Origin of the sequence: Flavobacterium sp. HSC-32F16, from assembly GCF_024171645.1 — a bacterium.
Classification (GTDB): Bacteria; Bacteroidota; Bacteroidia; order Flavobacteriales; family Flavobacteriaceae; genus Flavobacterium.
Map to the genome: position 1 here is coordinate 937,407 of NZ_JALKAC010000002.1, position 23,951 is coordinate 961,357.

A 23,951-nucleotide genomic window follows, 5' to 3' on the forward strand; every position below is an offset into this window, starting at 1 on the left:
TTATATAAGTCTATTTTAGTAGAGACGTACCCGTAGAGGCGCACTGCTGTGCGTGTCATATTTATGGTGAATATTATTATGGAGATGTTTTAATGAATTTATATAACTTATATGATTCAAAAATCAGCAAAGCGTTAATGTCAAGTTAAAATTTTTTATTCAGGGATTTCTTCATTTTCTCTTCATGTTGCGAAGGTAATTTTGATCTGTAAAATAAAAGGTATTTAATTTAAATCTTAGAAATCATGAGAAATTTATTGATGTTATTAGCAGCAGTTTTGGGAACAAGTGCAATGGTTCATGCGTTTCCTGCAAAAGAGGGTAAAACAGTTCCTGCAAAAGAAGTAAAAGCAACAAAACACAAAAAAAACAAATCTGATAAAAAAGTGAAATCAGAAAAAAGTGAAGCTCCAAAAGCAGAAACAACAAAAGCAAAAAAATAAACAAACAAGTAATTTAGAATAAAAGGTAAAATAATTTAAAAATTTAAAGTCATGAAAAAATTAATTTTATTAGCAGCAGCGGTTCTAGGAACAACTGCAATGGTAAGCGCTCAAACAACTCCAGCTCAAACAGCTCCGGCAAAAGAAGTAAAAGCCACAAAACACCATCACAAAGCAAATAAAAAAGCAAAAGCTGAAGCTCCAAAAGCTGAAGCGGCAACCGTGAAAAAATAAGAATTGCTCTCGTTTTGTTTTCGAAGCATTGTAACGGATACAAAACAGGAATAATGATTATGATTAATGCGATTGAAAAGCTGATGAAGAAATTTGTCAGCTTTTTTTATTCGTTAATTTTTTAATAATGTGCGATTGGACTTTTGATAATTGATTAATTTTAGTTGCGCTTAAATGCCTTGTTTATGAATGTTTTGATTGTTGAAGATAATAAGGAACTTGCTGTAGAGATTTATGATTTTCTGTGCAAAGCAGGTTATATTTGTAAAATTGCCAATAATTGTGCCGATGCTCTGGAAGAATTTGCAAGTAATGATTATGATGCCATGCTGCTTGATCTTGGTCTGCCCGACGGAGATGGTTTTGAGGTTTTAAAGACTATTCGAAAAACAAAATCAAAAATTGCGGTAATTGTGCTTACAGCACGTGGTGAACTTGACGATAGAATTAATGGACTTCATCTTGGAGCTGATGATTATTTGACAAAACCTTTTGCGTTGACCGAACTCGCAGCAAGATTGTTTGCCGTAATTCGCAGGATTCATGGTTTTACTTTAAACCATTTAAGTATTCACGGTTTTTTATTGCAGCTTCAGGATTATAAAGTAAGTTTTAATGAAGTGCCTTTAAGTTTGACCAAAAAAGAATTTGACATTTTTCAGTATTTGGTTTTAAATAAAAACCGGGTAATTACAAGATTACAATTAACAGAACACATCTGGGGAGATATTCTCGAAATAAATTCCGATTCTAATTTTATAGATGTTCACGTTCGAAATCTTCGAAAAAAATTAGACAAACACACTTCAATCGATTGGTTTGAAACTGTTCGAAATGTGGGCTATCGTATTAATGAATAAATAGATTTTTGTGAAGATAAAACATCAATTGGCCATATTTAATGCACTAACAAGATTGTTGGTGATTTTGGTTTTATGGCTGATGCTTCCTATTTTGGTCGAAAATGTAGTTTACAGACACATTAATAATGGATTAATTGAAAAGAAGAAGAAATTCATCGATCATTTGAATCAAAAGGAAATTAATGATTTTATTGAAGATGAAGATGATTCGACCGAAACTTATTCGCAGTTTTCTACACTTCACAGCGAATTTTTAGTTCTTTCGAAAGCGCCTATTAAAACGCATCAAAAAAGAACCACTTTTAGTAATGAATATCGAATTATTGAAGGTGAAGAAAATGAATACAGAATTCTGCAGCATCATTTTAGTTATGAAAATCAAGACTATCAACTAGAAATAGGAAGCAGTTTAAGCGAAGTAAAAGACCTGACTTTTATTATTAAGCTGTTTATAATTGTGGTTTTGGTTGTTATTCTTTTTGTGACATTTTTGGCTGATACTTTTTATATCGAATATTTACTGAAACCGTTTTATAAAATAATTGATACTAAAATAAGACGAGTCAACGAACCGGAGGTTTTTGATCATACGCCCATAAATGCAAAGTCTAGAGATTTTAGAGAATTAGATTTGGTTTTAAACCAAATGATGGATCGTATTGCAGAACTTTTTAAAAAAGAAAAGCAATTTATATCTAATGTTTCGCACGAGCTTTTAACTCCAATTGCTTTGCTGAAAAATAAATTAGAGAACTTATTGCAAAATGATTCTCTAGATGATAATGCAATAGATAAAATCGCGGGTTCATTGAAGACATTAGATATGCTGAAAAAAATTATCAATAATCTATTGCTGATTTCAAGAATTGAAAACAATCAATATGAAGCAAATGAAAATATTAGTTTTCAAGAAATAGTTAAAGATTTACAGGAAGATCTTCAAGATCGTATTGATGATAAAGGCATCCAGTTTGTCAATACTATAAAACATGATTTTGGCTTTACAGGAAATAAAACGTTAATTCATATTCTAATTTATAATTTAGTCACAAATGCTATTAAGTATAATAAACCGGATGGAAGCATCATTTTTTCTGACGGCTTTTTGAGTAACCAGTATTATATTTCAATAACAGATTCCGGCATTGGTTTAAATGAGTTTCAAATCGAAAATATATTTAACAGATTTGCTAGAGTAAGTTCAGATCAGGAAGGTCAGGGCTTAGGGCTTGCTATTGCAAAAAGTATTGCCGTTTTTCATCATATAGAAATAAAAGTTTCATCTGTTATTAATGAAGGAACAACCTTTACATTATTGTTTCCTGAGGAACTAAAACACAATTAAAAGTTAATTTTTTCAGATTGGTTTAATCTTCATTTTGCCTTCATTTACTGGTTATATCTTTGAGGTATAAATAATGAAATAATAATCAAAAATCTACGATCATGAAAAAATTAGTTTTATTAGCAGCAGCAGTTTTAGGAACAACAGCAATGGTAAACGCTCAAACAGCTCCAGTAAAAGAAACTCCTGCAAAGGAAGCAAAAGCAGCTAAAAAAGAGAAAAAAGCAGACAAAAAAGCTAAAAAAGCAGAAGCTAAGCCAGAAACGGCAAAAGCTCAAAAATAATACAACAAGGTTTGTTGTAGAATAAAGGTTTTGAATAATTTGGTCACAAAAGCTGATGGAGAAATCTATCGGCTTTTGCTATTATTTGAGTTAAATTTTTGATAATAAAAAGCAATAAAATTTTCATTCTTTGTTACTTTGCTTAAAACTGTAAATAATGATCCTTCGTTTTGTAATTCTATGTGCTCTTTTTATATTTATTGAGTTCTATTCCTATCAAGCCTTTCGCACTTTAATTAAACTTAGATGGGTTTTGGTTAGTTATCAGGTTGTAAGCCTGCTGATACTTCTATTTATTATCTATTCATTTTCTCAAATTGATCGTTCGGTAGGGCAGACTAAGCAGTTTATGTTTACTACAGGATTAATGTTATTGGTATATGTTCCAAAAATTGTTCTTACCTTAGTAATGTTTGGAGAGGATATTATTAGAATAGGGGCAAGCATCTTAAATTATTTTATTTACCATACACCTCGAAAAGAAATGATGCCGGAGAGACGAAAGTTTGTCAGCCAAATCGCTTTAGGGCTTGCTGCAGTTCCTTTCTTGTCTTTGATTTACGGAATTTTTGAAGGAAAATATAATTTTAAAGTATTTAAGCAAACCGTATATTTTCCAGATCTTCCGGATGAATTTGACGGTTTTAAAATAACGCAGATTTCAGATGTTCACAGCGGTAGTTTCGACAATCCTGATAAAATTAATTATGCAATTGATTTAATCAATGAACAAGAAGCTGATATGATTTTATTTACCGGAGATATTGTAAACACACATGCAAAAGAAATGCATCCGTGGCTGGAAACTTTTAATAGAATAAAAGACTATAAATACGGAAAATATGCTGTTTTAGGAAATCATGATTACGGAGAATATGTAACCTGGTCTTCTGAAAAAGAGAAGGATGAAAATTTTGCCGAAATTAAAAGCCTTTATGGTAAAATTGGTTTTGATTTAATGTTGAATGAAAACAAATACATTCAAAAAGGCACAGATAAAATTGCTTTGGTTGGGGTTGAAAACTGGGGTGCTAATTTTAAAAAAGCGGGTGATTTGAATAAGGCTTCGGAGAATCTTCATAAAGATGATTTTAAGGTTTTAATGAGCCACGATCCAAGTCATTGGGAATATGAAATTAAAAAACATCCTAAAAACTTTCATTTGACCTTAGCAGGTCATACACACGGAATGCAGTTTGGAATTGAAATTCCGGGATATTTTAAATGGAGTCTGGCACAGTATATTTATAAACAATGGGCCGGATTATACGAAGAGGCCGGAAGATACGTTTATGTAAACCGGGGGTTTGGTTTTCATGCCTATCCCGGACGAGTTGGGATAATGCCTGAAATCACAGTGATTGAACTAAAAAAAGGCGAGAATGTGGCTTAATTCGTTAAAAATGCTACATTTGTATTAATTATCTCTTTTTAATAGATTAAAAGAATTAAATTTTTGGTTTTATGTCAAAATTTGGAGAACTTATAAATGCTCAGGTTCCGGTGTTAATTGACTTCTACACAGATTGGAACGAATCATCAGTATTGATGCATCCTGTAATAAAGGATGTTGCGGCGGCACTAGGCGATAAAGCAAAGGTAATTAAAATCGATGTTGATAAAAATCAAGAATTAGCCGAAGCATTAAGAATTAAAGGACTTCCGACTTTAATGATATACAAGGAAGGACAAATGATCTGGAGACAGTCTGGGGAACTTGATGCCAATACTCTTATTGGAATTGTTCAGGATCAATTCGACGTATAATACATTCTTTTTTGAGGATATTATTAGTGAATAATATCGAACTTATATCCATTTTCTTTTAAAAAATGAAGCGTTTTTGGCAGGGCAAATTTTAAATTTGGCGAAGCTTTTATACTGTCATGAAATACAATTACACTTCCTGATTTTACATTTTTAGTTACATTTTCAAGACATTTTTCAGGAGTAATAGATTGATCAAAATCAGCGCTCAAAACATCCCACATTATTATCTTGTAACCCAGTTTTCGCAAAATTTTAGATTGTGCTTTTTTTATTTTTCCATAAGGCGGACGAAATATCAAATTATTAGGTTTGATTTCTTCGTCTAAAATCTGGGCACAATTCTTTACGTTTTCTATATAATCATTCGTATGTATTTTCCATCCATTTACATGGTTCATAGTATGGTTTCCTATAGAATGCCCGTCTATTATTAGTTTTTCGAATAAAGATAAATTGGCTTTAATATTTTTTCCAATACAGAAGAAAGTAGCTTTTGCGTCGAATTTTTTTAATTCAGATAAAACCCAGTCGGTGATTTCTGGGGTAGGGCCGTCATCAAATGTTAAGTATATTTTCTTCTCATTGTTTGGAATATCCCAGCAATATTTAGAAAACACCTTTTTTATAAATGAATTAGTTTTTACCCAATAAAAGCTCATTTTAAGTGGTTTAAATGTATGTAAAAATAAAAAATGCAGCGCTTTTTATCAAGAAGCACTGCATTTTTTTAATCAATATAATTTTCGTATATTATTCTTTTTCACGTCCAAAACGTTCAAAAATATTTACATACGTATTAAAAGTGGTTTTGTGTTTTTCGTAGAAAGCTTTATCGTTGTTTTCTTTCATAACTTGCAGTAAGCTTCTGTAACGTTCAATATCGGTAATGATATCAATTGCTAAATCTGATTGATCAGAACCGCTTAAAGTTTTATAATAGTCCAGATTCTCTCTGTATTTATTAACCAATTTGTCTAATAAATCGTGTGCTTTAGCAGTTTCTCCAACTTTATAGTAACCGCCGGCAAATGGTTCAACTAATGAATAATAGCCAAATTTATCTAAAGGCATTTTTGTTACCGCTAAATTGATAATATTTTTAGCTTTATCGATTTTACCTTCGGCAATAAGTTCTTTCATTAAACGAGATAAGTTCGTACGGTATGTAATACTGTTCCTTCTTGTTTCAGGATCATGATAAATTTTTTCACTTTCACTATTACCCCAATCCCATTTCATTACAATATTGTACATTTTATCAGCATCAATTTGTCCCATATCCATAGGTCCGCCGTCTTTAGAAGGTGTGTTTTTAATTGGAACCAATTTGTAAACCATACCATCTAATTGCAGATAATCTTTCAGCCATAAATAATCCTCATCATCAAAAGCTCCTCCGCTGAAATAAATAGGGCGTTTCCAGTCGTTATTAGCTAAGATGTCCAGCATCATTAATCTGTTTTTGTAAAGTGCATTTCCTTTGATGTTGATATCCATATAAGGAACAATTGAGTCATTGTATCTTGCATTTACAACTTTATTTTTGATAATAGTGTTTTTATCAACATTCACTCTGATTTTATTTGTTGGATAAAAATGGATAGTTTGTCCATTTTGTAAGCCCACAGTCGATTTTGGATTTTTAATAAAATCAATAAAATCTTTAATGTTCCAGCGTGTTTCAATTTTTGGAATATGAGCGACATAATCTAATTTATCTCCTACATATTGATCATGTGTGAAAGAAATTGGCAGAGGATCTGATTCGTATGATTTGGCTTTCATTTGATCAATATACCAATCTGTCATGAACAAGCTCGTATTTACAATTTTCACATCGGTTCTAAAATGTTCAATTTCCTGTGCATACCAAAGAGGGAAAGTGTCGTTGTCTCCAATGGTATATAGAATAGCATCCTTATCGCAAGAACTCAAATACGCTTTTGCCATTGCAACAGCGGTGTATTTGTTAGATCTGTCGTGATCATCCCAGTTTTGAGCAGCCATTAAAATTGGTGCGGCTAATAAACTTCCGGCAATAATAACTGGTCCGGCAATTCTGGGAGCGACATATTTCTTGAAGCTTTCATATAAAGAATAAACTCCAAAACCAATCCAGATGGCGAACACGTAGAAAGATCCAACAAGAGCATAATCTCTTTCTCGAGGCTCAAAAGGCCTTTCGTTTAAGTATATTTTTAAGGCAATTCCGGTAAATAAGAATAATGCCAAGAGCACATAAAAACTTTTAAGATCTTTATTTGCGTGGTACATTAGTCCAATTAAACCTAAAATGAAAGGAAGGAAAAAGTAAACATTTCTTCCTTTATTGTTTAAGACATCAGACGGTAAATTGTCTTGAGAACCTAAATGAATAGAGTCTAGAGCTTTGATACCGCTGATCCAGTTTCCATCTAAGTTGTCATATTTTCCCTGAACATCACTTTGGCGTCCAACAAAATTCCACATTAAATATCTCCAATACATATATCCAAATTGGTATTCGAACATAAAGCTGAAGTTGTCAGTTACAGTTGGTTTTTCGATAATTAAATAATCGCCATAACTTCTTAAGAATTTAACGTAGCCTTCATTATCAATTTGTTTTTGAGCATATGCGTGTCTAAATTCAGAAATTGTTTTTTCAACTTCATTACGCAGCTGTGCGGTAGCTTTATTGTATTCATCTTCACTTAATTGGCTTGCATCAATTCCGTATTTTGCCAAATCATCTTCATAGTCATAATTTGGGTTGATTCTGAATTTAGGAGGATTTGTGAAGTTAATATAGTTTTGAATGTGTCCGGTTTCGGTACTCCACATTCTTGGCAGAATCGTTTTTTGATTGTCATCAGAATTTTGTTCTGCATTCTTATAATTATTGGTAATTATATATTTACCTGTTTTATCGTCTCTTTCGTAGTTAGGTTTTTTGTCTAAATAAGGAGTTTTAGCATCAAGGCCAGCAAAAACTTCAGTATACTGAGGGCCATAGAATAATGGGTTTACGCCATATTGCTCACGATTGTAGTAAGCTAAAACCTCGGCAGCATCAGATGGTTTGTTTTCATTAATTACTGTATTGGCGTTTGCACGAACAGGAAGCATGATCCATGTAGAAAATCCAATTAATATAAATAAGATACAAAGTATGATGGTGTTATAAAAAATCAATCCCTTTTGTTTGGTAAATTTTAATCCGAAATAGAAAAAGGCGATTAACAATAAAGTAACGAAAATAGTTCCGGAATTAAATGGCAATCCTAAATTGTTAACCATGAAAATCTCGGTTTTACCAAAGAATGCCATTGTTAAAGGAAGAAGTAATTTAAAGATAAACAACAAAATTCCAATTACAACAACGTTAGCAATAAGGAAATTTTTGATTGTGATTTTTTCGTAATGTTTGAAATAATATAGAAATCCAATTGACGGGATTGTTAATAACGCCATAAAGTGAACGCCAAACGAAAGACCTACAACCAAAGAAATAATTAATAACCATTTATTTCCTTTTGGTTTGTCCATGTCTTGTTCCCAGCGTAATCCAAGCCAGAAAAGTAATGCTATTAATAAAGAGGCCATTGCATAGACCTCTGCTTCAACAGCATTAAACCAAAAGCTGTCAGAAAAAGTATAGGCTAATGCGCCTACAAATGAACTTCCTAAAATAACAATTGAATTGTTTTGATCAATCTCGGCAAAACGTGCTACGATTTTCTTTAAAATCATAGACGAAGACCAAAACATAAATAAAATTGTAAATGCACTTGAAAAAACAGACATCATATTTACCATCAAGGCTACATGTTGAGCATCTATGGCAAACATAGCAAAGAAAGCACCCATCATTTGGAATAGCGGAGCTCCCGGCGGGTGGCCAACTTCTAATTTAGCCGCTGTAGCAATATATTCGCCACAATCCCAAAAGCTCATTGTAGGTTCAACAGTTAGTGTGTAAGTAATTAAAGCGATTGCAAATGCAAACCAACCAATAATTGTATTCCATTTATTGAAATTGAATTGTGCCATATTTAGGTATTAAAATTTTGTGTGTTTTCAATCCTACAAAGAAAATGTTTTTTTATGTAAAGAAACGACCATTAACAAAAAAATCTATAAATCTATCCGTAAACATTAATGTATTGGTTATAAGGCTGTTTTAAAAATGTACGTGGTTTTAAAGAGAAAAAAAACAAAAAAAATGATTTTTTTTGACTAAAAAGTTTGCGCAAACTAAATAAAACCTTAAATTTGCACTCGCTTAACAGCACTGCTGGTCTATGGTGTAATGGTAACACAACTGTTTTTGGTGCAGTCTTTCTAGGTTCGAGTCCTAGTAGACCAACATAAAAGCCTCTCAGAAATGAGAGGCTTTTTTTATGCAAAAAAAAAGTTTGCGTAAAAGCTTGTGTAATTTAAATAAAGTTTTAATTTTGCACCCGCTTAACAGTATTGCTGGTCTATGGTGTAATGGTAACACAACTGTTTTTGGTGCAGTCTTTCTAGGTTCGAGTCCTAGTAGACCAACAAAAAAGCCTCTCAGAAATGAGAGGCTTTTTTTATGCAATAATTTTTGAGATTTTTAGATTTTCACTGTCAAAACAGGTTTGATTGAGTGATTTACCAATCCTTCGCTGATGCTTCCGTTGAAGAAATGCGCAAAACCAGTTCTTCCATGGGTGCACATTCCAATGATATCTGCGTTTATACTGTTTGAGAAGTTGATAATCCCTTTCTCAATATTAGTGTCATTGTAAATATGTGTTGAATAATTAGCAAGATTAAATTCGCTGACAAAACTCTGAAGAGCTTTTTCGGTTACGTGAGTTGGTTTGAAACTGTTTGGGGTGCAAATTGAAACTAAGTGTATTTTTGCGTCAAAGAATTTAGCGAAGTTTAAAATTTTTTCAAATGGTTTTTTAGTTTCTTCTGTGAAGTCAGAAGCGAAAACAATATTATCTACATCAAAAGTTGAAATTTCTTTTTTGATAACAAGAACAGGGATTTCGGAGTTTCTAACTACTTTTTCGGTGTTTGAACCAATTAAAAGTTCTTCCATACCAGAAGATCCATGTGATCCCATTACAATAAGGTCGATGTCCTGCTCTTTGCTTACTTGTGTAATGCCGTGAATTGGTTTATCCATTTTAACCATTTCGGTAATTGAGATTCCGTCAAGAAATGGGCTGTTAGAAATTTTATCTAATGTTTCATTTGCTTTTTGCATAAAAAGCATCGTCTCGGGAATGCTGACGCCTCCAAATATTGCATCGTTTGATTGATGCGGTAATTCCAGCATATGTAAAATAACGATTTCAGAATTGTTTTTTTTGGCGATTTGTGCGACTACTTTTAAGGCGTGTTCTGCGTTTTCTGAAAAGTCAGTAGGTACTAAAATTCGTTTCATGATTTTAGGGTTAAGGGTTTAAAAAATTTGTTAATATTTGGTGATATAAATATAGGGATTATTTTTTAGCGCAATCTATTTATTTGATTTATAAAAAAATCACTATATTTGCACCGTTATTTATTAAAATCTAAATAATGAGGGGACTAAGTGTCCCCTCTTTTTATAAAATTATGACATTTAAGGAAAAGGTAAACGAATTAATTACAGAGGCACTTCTGGAAAAGCCATCGATCTTTTTAATTGATCTGGCTGTTTCGGATTCTTTTAAAATTAGTGTTGGTTTAGACGGAGATAATGGAGTTGCACTGCAGGATTGTATTGACATTAGTCGGGCAGTCGAGAATAACTTGGATCGTGAAGAACAGGATTTTTCGCTGGAAGTAGCATCAGTTGGAGTAGGATCTCCCTTGAAATTGATAAGACAATACAAGAAAAATATTGGTAGAACGTTGATTGTTACTACAAATAATGAAAAAATCGAGGCAGAATTGATAGAAGCTAACGATGTTTTTATAATTTTGTCTTGGATAGCAAGAGAACCGAAAAAAGTAGGAAAAGGAAAAGAAACAGTTCAAAAAGAACAACAGATACCTTATACAGAGATTAAAGAGGCAGTTGTTACAGTAACATTTTAATTAAAGAATTCGCATGGAAAATTTAGCATTAATCGATTCATTCTCAGAGTTTAAAGATAATAAACTTATTGATCGTGTAACGCTTATGGCAATTTTAGAGGACGTGTTTAGAAATGCATTGAAGAAAAAATACGGTTCTGATGATAATTTCGACATCATTATAAATCCTGATAAGGGAGATATGGAGATTTGGAGAAGAAGAGTTATCGTTGCTGACGAAGATCTTGATTTTGAAAATGAAGAAATTACTTTGACTGAAGCAAGAATGATCGAGGCGGATTTTGAAATTGGTGAAGAAGTTTCTGAAGAAGTAAAATTGATTGATTTAGGAAGAAGAGCTATTTTGGCATTGCGTCAAAACTTAATATCTAAAATTCACGAACACGATAATACAAATCTTTATAAACAATTTAAAGATATTATTGGTGATATTTATACTGCCGAAGTGCACCACGTTAGACCTAGAGTTGTTATCTTAGTCGACGATGAAGGAAACGAAATTGTGCTTCCAAAAGAAAAACAAATTCCATCTGATTTTTTCCGTAAAGGAGATAATGTTCGTGGAATTATTGAAAGCGTTGAATTAAAAGGAAATAAACCACAGATTATTATGTCTAGAACTTCTGAGAAGTTTTTGGAAAAATTATTTGAGCAAGAAATTCCTGAAGTATTTGACGGTTTAATTACAGTTAAAAATGTAGTTCGTATTCCGGGAGAAAAAGCAAAAGTTGCTGTAGATTCTTATGATGACAGAATTGATCCTGTTGGAGCTTGCGTTGGTATGAAAGGATCGCGTATTCACGGAATTGTTCGCGAATTAGGAAACGAAAATATTGACGTAATCAATTATACAAATAATATTCAATTGTTTATTACAAGAGCATTAAGTCCTGCAAAAGTTTCTTCAATTAAAATTGACGAAGAAAATAAGAGAGCCGAAGTATTCTTAAAATTAGAAGAAGTTTCTAAAGCAATTGGTAGAGGAGGTCATAATATTAAATTGGCTGGTCAGTTAACTGGTTACGAATTAGACGTAATCAGAGAAGGTGATTCTGCAAACGGCGAAGACGATGACGACGTTGAATTAACAGAGTTCTCAGATGAAATCGAGGGCTGGGTTATAGAAGAGTTTGCAAAAATTGGTTTAGATACGGCTAGAAGTATTTTAAAACAAGAAGTAGAAGATTTAGTAAGAAGAACAGATTTAGAAGAGGAAACAATTCTTGATGTTATGAAAATACTAAAAGAGGAGTTTGATAACTAGTTGTCTTACTCTAACAACACAACGAAAAAGGTAATAATAAAAAGGTTATATGTCTGAAGAGAGAGTAATAAGAATAAACAAGGTTTTAAGGGAATTAAATATCTCGTTAGAAAGAGCTGTTGATTATCTAAAAGATAAGGGAATTGCTATTGATGCAAATCCAAATGCTAAAATTTCTGACAGTGAATTTAATATTCTGCAAAGCCAATTTGCGGGCGATAAGGGGAACAAGGAAGCTTCTAAAGAAGTAGGAGAAGAGAAAAGAAAAGAAAAAGAAGCATTGCGTGTTGAGCGCGAGAAAGAAATTGAGGACAAACGCAGACAAGACGAAGAGCGTCAGAAACAACAAGAAATCATTAAAGCGAGAGCTGTTGTAACCGGACCTGTTCAAGTTGGTAAAATTGATTTGAATCCAAAGAAACCTGCAGTTGTTTCTCCAGAAGAGCCAGTTAAAGCTGAAGAGCCTAAAACTGTTACTCCACCTCAAGCAGAAAAACCTGCTCAAAAAGAAACGGTACAGACTGAGCCAGTTGTTCCTGTAGTTTCCGAAGAGAAAAAGGTAGAAAAACCTATTATTACTGAGAAAAAAGAAGTGAAAGCTGAAAATTCTAAAACAGCTCAGGAGCCAATTATTTCAACGGACCCTGCAACTGCTGAGGAAACTATCACTACTCAATATCAAAAATTATCTGGAACTACTCTTACTGGGCAGACAATTGATTTATCTCAATTTAATAAGCCTAAGAAAAAGAAAGAAGATCCAAAAATTACTCCAAACAAACCGGGGGCTCCTGGAGTTGGGAATAATAATAACGCTAATAAAAATAAGCGTAAAAGGATCGCTCCTAAACCTGGTACGCCGGGTGCACCAAAACCTGCAACAGGAAATGCACCGGGAACACCTAATCCAAATAAAATTACACCAAACACTGGTGGAGGAGGTTTTAATGCTAACAGAAATGCAAGACCTGGTTTTGTAAAAGGAAATCGTCCTGCAATTGTAGCTAAAGTAGAGCCTACTGAAGAAGAAGTAAAAAACCAAATTAGAGAAACTCTTGAAAAACTTCAAGGTAAAGGAGGTAAATCTAAAGCGGCAAAATATAGAAGAGATAAAAGAGAAACACACCGTCAGAAATCTGATGATGAACAAAGAGCTCTTGACGAAGGAAGTAAAACTATTAAGGTTACAGAATTCGTTACTGTAGGTGAAATTGCAATAATGATGGATGTGCCGATTACTAAGGTAATTGGAACTTGTATGTCTCTTGGTATCATGGTAACAATGAACCAGCGTCTAGATGCTGAGACATTAACAATTGTTGCGGATGAATTTGGTTATGACGTTGAGTTTATAACAGTTGATATCGAAGAAGCAATCGAGGTTGTTGAAGATAGAGAAGAAGATTTAGTAACTAGAGCGCCAATTGTAACCGTAATGGGGCACGTTGACCACGGTAAAACATCTTTACTGGATTATATTCGTAAAGAAAATGTTATCGCTGGTGAGTCTGGAGGTATTACTCAGCACATTGGAGCTTATGGAGTTACTCTTGATAATGGACAAAAAATAGCATTTTTAGATACTCCGGGTCACGAGGCGTTTACCGCGATGCGTGCACGTGGAGCTCAGGTTACAGATATTGCTATTATTGTAATTGCAGCTGATGATGATATCATGCCGCAAACGAAAGAAGCAATCAGTCACGCTCAGGCAGCTGGTGTTCCAATTATTTTTGCAATCAATAAAGTTGATAAGCCAAATGCTAACCCTGATAAAATTAAAGAAAGATTGGCAGGTATGAATTTACTTGTTGAGGATTGGGGTGGTAAAATACAATCACATGATATTTCTGCAAAAACAGGATTAGGTGTGAAAGAATTACTGGAAAAAGTTTTATTAGAAGCTGAAATTTTAGATTTGAAATCAAATCCAAATAAAGCGGCACAGGGAACTGTAGTTGAGGCTTTCTTAGATAAAGGAAAAGGATATGTTTCTACAATTTTAGTTCAGCATGGAACTTTAAAAATTGGAGATTATATGTTAGCTGGAAAACATCATGGTAAAGTGAAAGCAATGCATGATGAAAGAGGGCATATTGTTTTGGAGGCGGGACCTTCAACGCCAGTTTCTGTTTTAGGTTTAGATGGGGCGGCAACTGCAGGTGATAAGTTCAATGTTTTTGAAGATGAAAAAGAGGCAAAACAAATTGCATCTAAACGTTCTCAATTAATGCGTGAACAATCTGTACGTACTCAAAGACATATTACACTTGACGAAATTGGACGTCGTATCGCTCTTGGTCAGTTTAAAGAATTAAACGTTATTCTTAAAGGAGACGTGGATGGATCTGTTGAAGCATTATCAGATTCGTTCTCTAAACTTTCTACAGAAGAGGTTCAAATTAATATTATACATAAAGGAGTTGGTGCGATTACAGAAACCGATGTTAACTTGGCTTCTGCGTCAGATGCGATTATTATCGGATTTAATGTTCGTCCAGCTGGAAATGCAAGACAACTTGCTGATAAAGAAGAAATCGATATCCGTTACTATTCTATTATTTACGCAGCTATCGATGACTTGAAAGATGCAATGGAAGGAATGTTAGCTCCTGAAATGAAAGAAGAAGTTTTAGGAACTGCAGAAATCCGTGAGATCTTTAAAATTTCTAAAGTGGGTTCAATCGCTGGTTGTATGGTAACAGATGGAAAAATCTTGAGAACTTCTAAAATTAGAGTTATTAGAGATGGAGTTGTAGTTCATACCGGTGACTTAGTTGCTTTAAAACGATTTAAAGATGACGTTAAAGAAGTAACAAAAGGTTATGACTGTGGTATACAAATAAAAGGATTTAATGATATTGAAATTAGCGATGTTATTGAAGCTTACCACGAAGTAGCGATCAAAAAGAAATTGAAATAAAATTCAATAATTTATATAGAGTCCCAATGAAAGTTGGGACTTTTTTTGTTTAAGAAAGTTTTGTATGTAAAGAGTTGTAATGTTTGGGAATTAGTTCCTGCAAATGCTTTTCGAAACGTAAAGGAGTATTTGGAGTGAGGTATGATTCGGAGATTGTTTGTTTCTTTTTGCTGTGATTTGTCGTAAAAGAGAGTGTAAAGGTGAATTAATTTTGGGATAAAATTTATGCGTATATGAGAATACGTGTAATTCATGTTGTTAATTCAATTTTAGGTAAGCATTTTAAATCAGGTAATCTTAATAGTGATTTTGCAAATTTTCAGCTGTTAAGAAAAATAATGCCTGTATTTCTGAAGTGGTATTTGTCTAACTAGAAATGAAATAGTCTTCTTTTGCTGTCGTCGCTAAACATAATCCAGCTCTTTTTGAGCTCGATTTAGAACATACAAAGAGCAGTGGAGTTTAAAGATAATGAATGCTTTTTGTAAGCGGCAAGAGATGCAGAATTGTCTTTTCTTTTGCGGTTAAATTGTTTGAGCCGATTTTAGAAATAATTAATAAGGTAAAAAAATTAAAGCTCTATGTGTTTATGCGACGCGTAATGAGAGACGCTGGATTGTCAACTTATGCGCTAAAAAAATCATTATAAATTAGAGTTGCCATTTATGGTTAATAACAAAAAAACTGTAAGGCTCATCAGTAAAATGTATTGTATAAAGTTGTTTCTTTCCTTCCGGTCATACGGTAGTGGGCTGGACATGGTAGTTGATGTTTATAAAACTTTTTTCCTGATAAACAGTAGGTGATTTTAAAACGCTGACATGACTTTGGTTGAAGTAGAGTTGTTTGTAATACACATTGGTGTAGTGATGTAAAAATGGGAAGAGTTATGGGGCTGGCAGCTGTTGAATGTCTTTGTCTTAATTCAGTTTTTCTGACTGACTTAAATGGGTTAAAAGAGATGGAGGCTATATAGCTTTGCTGCTATTTAAATAAATATGCAGTATTTTTGAGAAAAAAAACTGTGTTTTATCTCGGATTTTAATGCTATTTTTGATGTAAATTATATAAATATGAAACGATTATCAGTATATGTTTTTGTGCTTTTTTTAAGTTTTTCGACTTTGTCTTTTTCTCAAGAAGCAGTAGAAAAACCGGCTCCGCCAGCGGGTGATGCTTTAATCGGAGATTATTATGGAACGGATGTTTCCGGTGCTGTTGTAAATAAAGCAATTTCAGTAGAAAAATTAGAAAGTGAATTAAAGAATGTAAAAAAGGCAGATGGAGTAGCTGTAAAAGGCGAAGTAACGAATGTGTGTGAAAAAAGAGGATGCTGGATTACTCTTAAAACAGAAGATGGTTCTTCTTTCTTTGTGAAAATGAAAGATTATTCTTTTTTTGTTCCAACGGCATTAAAAGGTAAAAATGTAGTATTGGAGGGAAATGCTGAAAAAAAAATCACCTCTGTTGATGAATTAAAACATTATGCTAAAGATGCAAAAAAGACAAAAGCTGAAATAGATGCTATAAATGCTCCAAAAGAAGAAATTCGATTTTTAGCGAATGGAATTAAGGTGGTAAACTAGTTTGTTATTCGGGGCTTTAAAGTGTGCTTTTTTGTTTGTAGAAATACTTTTAATCCTATAACAAGCCTCAATTTTGTTGAGGCTTTTTTATTTAAGAATTGTTTTTTTTTGTATGATAAGTTTGAAAAAGTATTTTAAAATAATAGTTTTAGGTATGAAAAAGGCGAGATCAAATGATCTCGCCTTTTGTTTGTAGTATTTTTTTTGATTATTTACCTGGCTTAAGTAGAAAGACACTTTTATATTTTTTTCTAATGTCGGCCAGATTTCTTTCAGCTTCAATTCGGGATTTAAAATTTCCTACTATAACCTTGTAGTTTGGAGTGTTGAAAATTATGGTTCCATCTATGCTTGTGTATTCTCTTTTAAAGTCAGATAATGTCTTTTTGGCCTCATCGCTTTTGCCGCTGAAAATTTGAATTCTATAAGAATCGTTTGTACTTATTGATGTGTTAAATTTACGTTTATCATTAAGTAACTGCTCAAATTTAGAGTCTTGATTCAGTGTTAAATTTTGGCTTTGAGCATTAATATTATATGCCAAAGTAAAGATTGTTAATGTTAAGAAAACGTTTTTTGAAGAGCTTAAAATTCTCATAATGTGATGGTTTTTATGCAAAAATACTATTTAAAGTTTGTATGTAAAATTTTAATATTATTTAGAATTGATATAAATTGATATTTAAGACTATTTTAAGGTTTTGAGAATAGTTCATAAGTCGTATTTTTGTGCAAGTTTTAAAAGAAGGTATTAATTTTAGTCTGATTTATTACAGAAAAAATCATACCAAAAATTAGTAGATAATTATTATACTATATGAAAAAGGTGGGTAACCATAATTCGATCTCAAGAAAATTATTACTTAGTTTATCGCTAACGTTAATTTTCTCCCTAACTTCATTTGCTCAAGATCCTGCTGCAGCTCCTGCGGCGACTGAAGCTGCTGCTCCGGCTGCTGCGTCTGGAGGTGATCCGGTAAAAGGGAAAGAACTTTTTAATGCAAATTGCGCTGCATGTCACAAATTAGATGCTAAATCAACTGGCCCTGCTCTAAGAGGAGTTGCTTCAAAGCATGATAAAGCTTGGCTTTACAAATGGGTGCACAACAGTTCTGATATGATTAAATCAGGAGATCCTGTTGCTGTAAAACTTTTTGAGGAAAACAACAAGGCAGTAATGACTTCTTTTCCTCAGCTATCTGAAGGTGATATTGACAATATTATCGCTTACACTTCTGAAGAAAAAACTCCTCCTCCTGCTGATGCTAAAGCATTGCCAACTGGTGATCATCAAGATAGTGGAAGTGGAATTTCTAATAATATTATTTTAGGAGCTCTTGCTCTTGTAATGGCTATTTTAGTTGTTATGTTGTTCATGGTGAACAAAGTATTGACTAAAGTTGCTAGTAATAACGGAATAGAAATTGCTCCAAAAGAGAGTAGAACTCCAATTTGGAAAGCTTTTGCTAGAAACCAATTTTTAGTATTAGTTACTTCTATATTCTTGCTTTTGGCGAGTGGTTACTTTGTGTATGGATATTTAATGCAGGTTGGTGTTGATCAAAATTATGAACCAATTCAGCCAATTCACTATTCTCACAAAATTCACGCTGGAGATAATGAGATCAATTGTAAATATTGTCACTCTGCAGCACGTGTAAGTAAAACTGCTGGTATTCCATCTTTAAATGTTTGTATGAACTGTCATAAAAATATTTCTGAAGTTGCTGAAACTACTGCTACTGCTGAATACAGTAAAGCGTTTTACGATGCTCAAATTCAAAAATTATACGATGCTGTTGGCTGGGATAAGACTAAACAGGCTTATACTGGAAAAACGCAGCCAGTTAAATGGGTTCGTATTCATAATCTTCCTGATTTTGTTTATTTCAACCACTCACAACACGTTTCTGTTGCAGGAGTTGAATGTCAAACTTGTCACGGTCCGGTACAAGAATTTGAAATCATGAAGCAATATTCTAAATTAACAATGGGATGGTGTGTTGATTGCCATAGAAAAACTGATGTTAAAATGGAAGGTAACGCTTACTATGAGAAAATTCATGCTGAGCTTTCTAAAAAATACGGTGTAGAGAAATTAACTGCAGCGCAAATGGGAGGTTTAGAATGCGGTAAATGCCACTATTAATCGAATTATTAAGATTTTAATATATATATACAATGTCATCAAACAAAAAATACTGGAAAAGTGTTGAGGAGCTAGAAAATAGCTCTATTGTTGAGGCGCTTAGAAATAACGAGTTTGTTGAAGAGATTCCTACAGAAGAATTTTTAGGGAATGCAGATGCTTTAGCTTCATCTGGAACTTCACGTCGTGACTTTTTAAAGTACGTAGGATTTAGTACTGCAGCGGTTACACTTGCTGCTTGTGAAGGTCCTGTGCACAAGTCTATCCCTTATGTATTACAACCAGAGCAAATCATTCCTGGTGTTGCAGATTATTATGCAACTACTGTTTTTGACGGTTTTGATTTTGCAAATCTTTTGGTAAAAACTCGTGAGGGTCGTCCAATTAAAATTGAAAACAATACCATTGCTGGTGCTAAGTTTTCAGCCAATGCAAGAATTCATGCTTCTATCTTAGGTTTATATGATAGTATGCGTTTGAAAGAACCAAAATTGGATGGAAAAAACAGCAGTTGGTCAGCAGTTGATTTAAAAATTAAATCAAGTTTGGCTGATGCAAAAGCTAAAGGAGGTCAAGTAGTATTATTGACTAACACATTAGCAAGTCCAACTACTGAAAAATTAATTGCTGAATTTATCGCTAAGAATCCAAATGCTAAGCATGTTGTTTATGATGCGGTTTCTTCTTCTGATGCATTAGATGCATTTGAAACTGTATACGGAGAAAGAGCTTTAGTTGATTACGATTTTTCAAAAGCGTCATTAATTGTATCTGTTGGTGCTGATTTCTTAGGAGACTGGCAAGGTGGTGGATATGATTCTGGATATGCAAAAGGACGTATTCCTCAAAACGGAAAAATGTCTCGTCATTTTCAGTTTGAATCTAATATGACTTTATCTGGAGCAGCTGCTGATAAGCGTGTTCCAATGACTACAGCTGATCAAAAACAAGCTTTAGTCCAAATATATAACATTGTTGTGGGTGCTTCAGTCCCTGTTGTTTTAGATGCTAAATTTAAAGCAGAGGTTGTTAAAGCAGCTCAGCAATTAAAAGCAGCAGGTACAAAAGGAATTTTAGTATCTGGAATCGAAGATAAAAATGCACAGTTATTAGTTTTAGCTATTAATCAGGCATTAGCTAGTGAAGCTTTTAGTACAGCAGGTACAAGACAAATTAGAAAAGGTTCTAATGCAGTTGTAGCTCAATTAGTAAAAGATATGAATGCAGGAAGTGTTCATACTTTAATTATGAGTGGTGTTAATCCTGTTTATACTTTAGCTGATTCTGCTTCATTCGTTTCTGGATTGAAAAAAGTTAAAACATCAGTTGCTTTCTCTTTAAAAGAAGATGAAACAGCTGCAATTTCTACAATCGCTGCAGCTGCACCTCACTACTTAGAGTCTTGGGGAGATTTAGAAATAACAAAAGGAACTTATAGTTTAACTCAACCTACTATTCGTCCTATCTTTGATACAAAACAATTTCAAGATGTTTTATTATCAGTAAGTGGAACAGCTGGAAACTTTTATGATTATTTAAAAGCTAATTCTGGAGCAATCATTGCTGGTTCTTCTTGGAATAAAGTTTTACATGATGGAGTTTTTGTAGTGGGTTCTACTGCTTTAGCAGGTGGTTCTTATGACTTCGCTGGTGCTGCAGGTTTGCTTTCAAAGGCAAAATCTTCAGGAGAACTTGAATTAGTATTATATACTAAAACGGGTATGGGAGATGGACAACATGCAAACAACCCTTGGTTACAAGAGTTCCCGGATCCAATTACAAGAGTTTCTTGGGATAACTATGTAACAGTTTCTAATGCTGATGCGAAGAAATTCAATTTATCAAATGAAATCGTTGCAAACGGTGGTTTAAATGGTAGTTATGCTACTATTACAACAGCTGATGGTCAAAAACTAGAAAATGTTCCGGTAATTGTTCAGCCTGGACAAGCTGTTGGTACTGTTGGTTTAGCTGTTGGTTACGGTCGTAAAGCTGCTTTAAAAGAAGAAATGCAAGTAGGTTTAAATGCTTACGCTTTATATAAAAATTTCAATAGTGTTCAGTCTATTTCCATTGCCAAGGCAAATGGAGAGCATGAGTTTGCTTGTGTTCAAGGACAAAAAACATTAATGGGTAGAGGAGATATCATTAAAGAAACTACTTTAGAGATCTTCAATACTCAAGATGCTAAACATTGGAACGAGCAGCCAATGGTATCTTTAGATCACCAAGAAGTAGAAGCTACTACTGTTGATTTATGGGAATCATTTGATCGTTCTACAGGACATCACTTTAATCTTTCGATTGATTTAAATGCTTGTACAGGATGTGGAGCTTGTGTTATTGCTTGTCATGCAGAAAACAACGTACCAGTTGTAGGTAAAGCAGAAGTTAGAAGAAGCCGTGATATGCACTGGTTACGTATCGACAGATATTATTCTTCTGAAAGCACTTTTGAAGGTGATAACGAAAGAAAAGAAAGTATTGCTGGTTTATCTAGTTCATTATCTACTTTTAATGAAATGGAAAAACCTGGAGATAACCCACAAGTAGCATTCCAGCCTGTAATGTGTCAACACTGTAATCACGCACCTTGTGAGACAGTTTGTCCGGTTGCTGCAACTTCTCATGGTCGTCAAGGTCAAAACCACATGGCATACAACAGATGTGTTGGTACTCGTTACTGTGCTAACAACTGTCCATATAAAGTTCGTCGTTTTAACTGGTTCTTGTACAACAAAAACAGTGAATTCGATTATCACATGAATGATGATTTAGGTCGTATGGTATTAAATCCAGACGTAAACGTTCGTTCTCGTGGAGTTATGGAAAAATGTTCATTCTGTATCCAAAGTACTCAAGCTGTAATTCTTGAAGCTAAACGTCAAGGAAGAGTAGTCGCTAAAGACGAGTTTAACAATGCTTGTGCATGTTCTGCTGCTTGTTCTTCTGGAGCTATGGTATTTGGAGATGTAAATGATAAAGAAAGCGAAGTTGCTAAATTAGCAGAAAGCGAAAGAATGTATCATTTATTAGAGCATGTTGGTACAAAACCAAATGTTTTCTATCACGTTAAAGTTAGAAACACTTAGTAAATTATTAATAAGAAACAATATAAAGGATTATGTCGTCTCACTACGAAGCACCCATTAGAAAACCTTTAGTTATAGGTGATAAATCATATCATGATGTAACTGTAGATGTGGCAGCGCCTGTTGAAGGACCTGCAAATAAACAATGGTGGATTGTATTTTCAATCGCATTAATAGCCTTCCTTTGGGGGTTAGGTTGTATAATTTACACCGTATCTACCGGTATTGGAACATGGGGATTAAATAAAACAGTTGGTTGGGCTTGGGATATTACTAACTTCGTTTGGTGGGTTGGTATTGGTCACGCTGGAACTTTGATTTCTGCGGTATTATTACTTTTCCGTCAACGTTGGAGAATGGCTATTAACCGTTCTGCAGAAGCAATGACTATTTTCTCAGTAGTTCAAGCAGGTTTATTTCCAATTATTCACATGGGACGTCCATGGTTAGCATACTGGGTATTACCTATTCCAAATCAATTTGGGTCTTTATGGGTAAACTTTAACTCACCGTTACTTTGGGATGTATTTGCAATTTCAACTTATCTTTCGGTATCACTAGTTTTCTGGTGGACTGGTTTGTTGCCTGACTTTGCAATGCTTCGTGATAGAGCTATAACTCCATTTAATAAAAGAGTTTATTCTATCCTAAGTTTTGGATGGAGCGGTAGAGCGAAGGATTGGCAGCGTTTCGAAGAAGTATCATTAGTATTAGCTGGTTTAGCTACTCCTCTTGTACTTTCTGTACACACGATTGTATCTATGGACTTTGCTACTTCTGTAATTCCAGGATGGCATACAACAATTTTCCCTCCATACTTCGTTGCTGGAGCGGTATTCTCAGGATTCGCAATGGTAAATACCTTGTTGATTGTTATGAGAAAAGTTTCTAACCTTGAAGCATACATCACATTACAGCATATTGAGTTAATGAATATCATTATCATGATCACTGGATCTATTGTAGGTGTAGCATACATCACTGAGTTATTTGTAGCTTGGTATTCAGGTGTAGAATATGAGCAATATGCATTCTTAAACAGAGCTACCGGACCTTATTGGTGGGCATATTGGTCGATGATGACATGTAACGTGTTTTCTCCTCAGTTCATGTGGTTCAAAAAATTAAGAACAAGTATCATGTTCTCATTCATTATCTCGATTGTGGTAAACATCGGTATGTGGTTTGAAAGATTCGTAATTATTGTTACTTCTTTACATAGAGATTACCTTCCATCTTCTTGGACAATGTTCTCACCAACATTTGTTGATATTGGAATTTTCATCGGAACAATTGGTTTCTTCTTTGTATTGTTTTTATTATACTCTAGAACATTCCCTGTAATTGCTCAGGCGGAGGTAAAAACAATTTTAAAAGGAACAGGAGATAATTACATTAGAGAAAGAGCAAATAAAGATTCACATCATGAGTAATAAAGTAATATACGCCATTTATAATGACGATGATATTTTGATGGATGCAGTAAAGAAAACCAGAGCTGCTCATCATCATATTGAAGAGGTTTTTACTCCATTCCCAGTTCACGGATTGGATAAAGCCATGGGTTTAGCACCAACAAGATTAGCAATTTGTGCTTTCCTATATGGATGTGTTGGTATTTCTGTTGCAACAACAATGATGAGTTATATCATGATTCATGACTGGCCACAGGATATTGGTGGAAAACCAAGTTTTAGTTTCATTCAAAATATGCCATCTTTTGTGCCAATTATGTTTGAGATGACTGTGTTTTTTGCTGCGCATTTAATGGTAATCACTTTTTATATGAGAAGTAGATTATGGCCATTTAAGCAAGCTGAAAATCCTGATGTAAGAACAACAGATGACCATTTCTTAATGGAAGTTGCTGTAAATGATAACGAAGCAGAACTTGTTTCTTTTTTCGAAGGTACAGGAGCTGTTGAAGTTAAAGTAATTGAAAAGAATTAA

General features: G+C 33.7%; 19 protein-coding genes and 2 tRNA genes. 17 read left to right on the plus strand and 4 right to left on the minus strand.

Annotated elements, in window-relative coordinates; translation table 11 throughout:
* Positions 1–245: 245 nt before the first annotated feature.
* The 7 genes from L1276_RS10690 to L1276_RS10720 all read left to right on the plus strand — a co-directional run bounded on the left by L1276_RS10690 (position 246) and on the right by L1276_RS10720 (position 4,936).
* Positions 246–443, plus strand: a complete 198-nt coding sequence (locus L1276_RS10690; protein WP_253787576.1) for a hypothetical protein — start codon at positions 246–248, stop codon at positions 441–443.
* A 51-nt stretch (positions 444–494) separates the two neighbouring features.
* Positions 495–677: a hypothetical protein gene (locus L1276_RS10695; protein WP_253787578.1), complete on the plus strand. Its 183-nt coding sequence runs from the start codon at positions 495–497 to the stop codon at positions 675–677.
* Between the two features lie 185 nt (positions 678–862).
* Positions 863–1,537 (plus strand): response regulator transcription factor, encoded by a 675-nt coding sequence (locus L1276_RS10700; protein ID WP_253787580.1) that lies wholly within the window; start codon positions 863–865, stop codon positions 1,535–1,537.
* Positions 1,538–1,547: 10 nt separating this feature from the next.
* Positions 1,548–2,885, plus strand: a complete 1,338-nt coding sequence (locus tag L1276_RS10705; RefSeq protein WP_253787582.1) for an ATP-binding protein — start codon at positions 1,548–1,550, stop codon at positions 2,883–2,885.
* Between the two features lie 101 nt (positions 2,886–2,986).
* Complete coding sequence (locus tag L1276_RS10710) at positions 2,987–3,169, plus strand: hypothetical protein (protein ID WP_253787584.1); 183 nt, start codon at positions 2,987–2,989, stop codon at positions 3,167–3,169.
* A gap of 157 nt (positions 3,170–3,326) precedes the next feature.
* Entirely contained in the window at positions 3,327–4,562 is a 1,236-nt protein-coding gene (locus L1276_RS10715; protein WP_253787586.1) for a metallophosphoesterase, read from the plus strand.
* Positions 4,563–4,633: 71 nt separating this feature from the next.
* Positions 4,634–4,936: a co-chaperone YbbN gene (locus L1276_RS10720; RefSeq protein ID WP_053474396.1), complete on the plus strand. Its 303-nt coding sequence runs from the start codon at positions 4,634–4,636 to the stop codon at positions 4,934–4,936.
* 23 nt (positions 4,937–4,959) lie between these two features.
* Here L1276_RS10720 and L1276_RS10725 read toward each other — a convergent pair whose 3' ends face one another.
* Both L1276_RS10725 and L1276_RS10730 read right to left on the minus strand, forming a co-directional pair.
* Positions 4,960–5,598 carry a polysaccharide deacetylase family protein gene (locus tag L1276_RS10725; RefSeq protein WP_253787588.1) on the minus strand — a complete coding sequence of 213 codons (639 nt, stop codon included), beginning with the start codon at positions 5,596–5,598 and terminating at the stop codon, positions 4,960–4,962.
* Positions 5,599–5,689: 91 nt separating this feature from the next.
* Positions 5,690–8,971, minus strand: coding sequence for a DUF2723 domain-containing protein (locus L1276_RS10730; protein ID WP_253787590.1), 3,282 nt, complete (start codon positions 8,969–8,971; stop codon positions 5,690–5,692).
* A gap of 245 nt (positions 8,972–9,216) precedes the next feature.
* Here L1276_RS10730 and L1276_RS10735 point away from each other — a divergent pair.
* Positions 9,217–9,287: transfer RNA gene (locus L1276_RS10735), tRNA-Gln, on the plus strand.
* A gap of 111 nt (positions 9,288–9,398) precedes the next feature.
* Positions 9,399–9,469, plus strand: a tRNA-Gln gene (locus L1276_RS10740).
* A 55-nt stretch (positions 9,470–9,524) separates the two neighbouring features.
* Here the strand turns inward: L1276_RS10740 and L1276_RS10745 are convergent.
* On the minus strand, positions 9,525–10,349 hold the full coding sequence (locus L1276_RS10745) for a universal stress protein (RefSeq protein WP_253787592.1): 825 nt from the start codon (positions 10,347–10,349) through the stop codon (positions 9,525–9,527).
* A gap of 173 nt (positions 10,350–10,522) precedes the next feature.
* On the opposite strand from L1276_RS10745, the gene rimP reads away from it, so the two are divergent.
* The 4 genes from rimP (at position 10,523) to L1276_RS10765 (ending at position 16,760) form a co-directional block, all read left to right on the plus strand.
* Complete coding sequence (gene rimP, locus L1276_RS10750; protein ID WP_253787594.1) at positions 10,523–10,987, plus strand: ribosome assembly cofactor RimP; 465 nt, start codon at positions 10,523–10,525, stop codon at positions 10,985–10,987.
* Positions 10,988–11,000: 13 nt separating this feature from the next.
* Positions 11,001–12,251, plus strand: a complete 1,251-nt coding sequence (nusA, locus tag L1276_RS10755) for a transcription termination factor NusA (protein ID WP_253787596.1) — start codon at positions 11,001–11,003, stop codon at positions 12,249–12,251.
* Between the two features lie 49 nt (positions 12,252–12,300).
* On the plus strand, positions 12,301–15,174 hold the full coding sequence (gene infB, locus L1276_RS10760) for a translation initiation factor IF-2 (protein ID WP_253787597.1): 2,874 nt from the start codon (positions 12,301–12,303) through the stop codon (positions 15,172–15,174).
* A 1,073-nt stretch (positions 15,175–16,247) separates the two neighbouring features.
* A complete protein-coding gene (locus tag L1276_RS10765; protein ID WP_253787599.1) occupies positions 16,248–16,760 on the plus strand; it encodes a DUF4920 domain-containing protein in 513 nt (170 codons plus the stop codon).
* A 208-nt stretch (positions 16,761–16,968) separates the two neighbouring features.
* Here the strand turns inward: L1276_RS10765 and L1276_RS10770 are convergent, their stop codons facing one another.
* Positions 16,969–17,358: an SPOR domain-containing protein gene (locus L1276_RS10770; RefSeq protein WP_253787601.1), complete on the minus strand. Its 390-nt coding sequence runs from the start codon at positions 17,356–17,358 to the stop codon at positions 16,969–16,971.
* Between the two features lie 219 nt (positions 17,359–17,577).
* Between L1276_RS10770 and L1276_RS10775 the strand changes: the two genes are divergently transcribed.
* Genes L1276_RS10775 through L1276_RS10790 form a run of 4 tightly spaced genes read left to right on the plus strand, consistent with a single transcriptional unit; the run spans position 17,578 to position 23,951 of the window.
* The gene (locus L1276_RS10775) at positions 17,578–18,909 is read left to right on the plus strand and encodes a c-type cytochrome (RefSeq protein ID WP_253787603.1); all 1,332 of its coding nucleotides are present in this window, start codon (positions 17,578–17,580) and stop codon (positions 18,907–18,909) included.
* 32 nt (positions 18,910–18,941) lie between these two features.
* A complete protein-coding gene (locus L1276_RS10780; RefSeq protein ID WP_253787605.1) occupies positions 18,942–22,001 on the plus strand; it encodes a TAT-variant-translocated molybdopterin oxidoreductase in 3,060 nt (1,019 codons plus the stop codon).
* Positions 22,002–22,033: 32 nt separating this feature from the next.
* The gene (gene nrfD / locus L1276_RS10785) at positions 22,034–23,434 is read left to right on the plus strand and encodes an NrfD/PsrC family molybdoenzyme membrane anchor subunit (RefSeq protein WP_042566279.1); all 1,401 of its coding nucleotides are present in this window, start codon (positions 22,034–22,036) and stop codon (positions 23,432–23,434) included.
* A complete protein-coding gene (locus L1276_RS10790) occupies positions 23,427–23,951 on the plus strand; it encodes a DUF3341 domain-containing protein (RefSeq protein ID WP_025572651.1) in 525 nt (174 codons plus the stop codon). Before nrfD ends, L1276_RS10790 begins: the two co-directional genes overlap by 8 nt.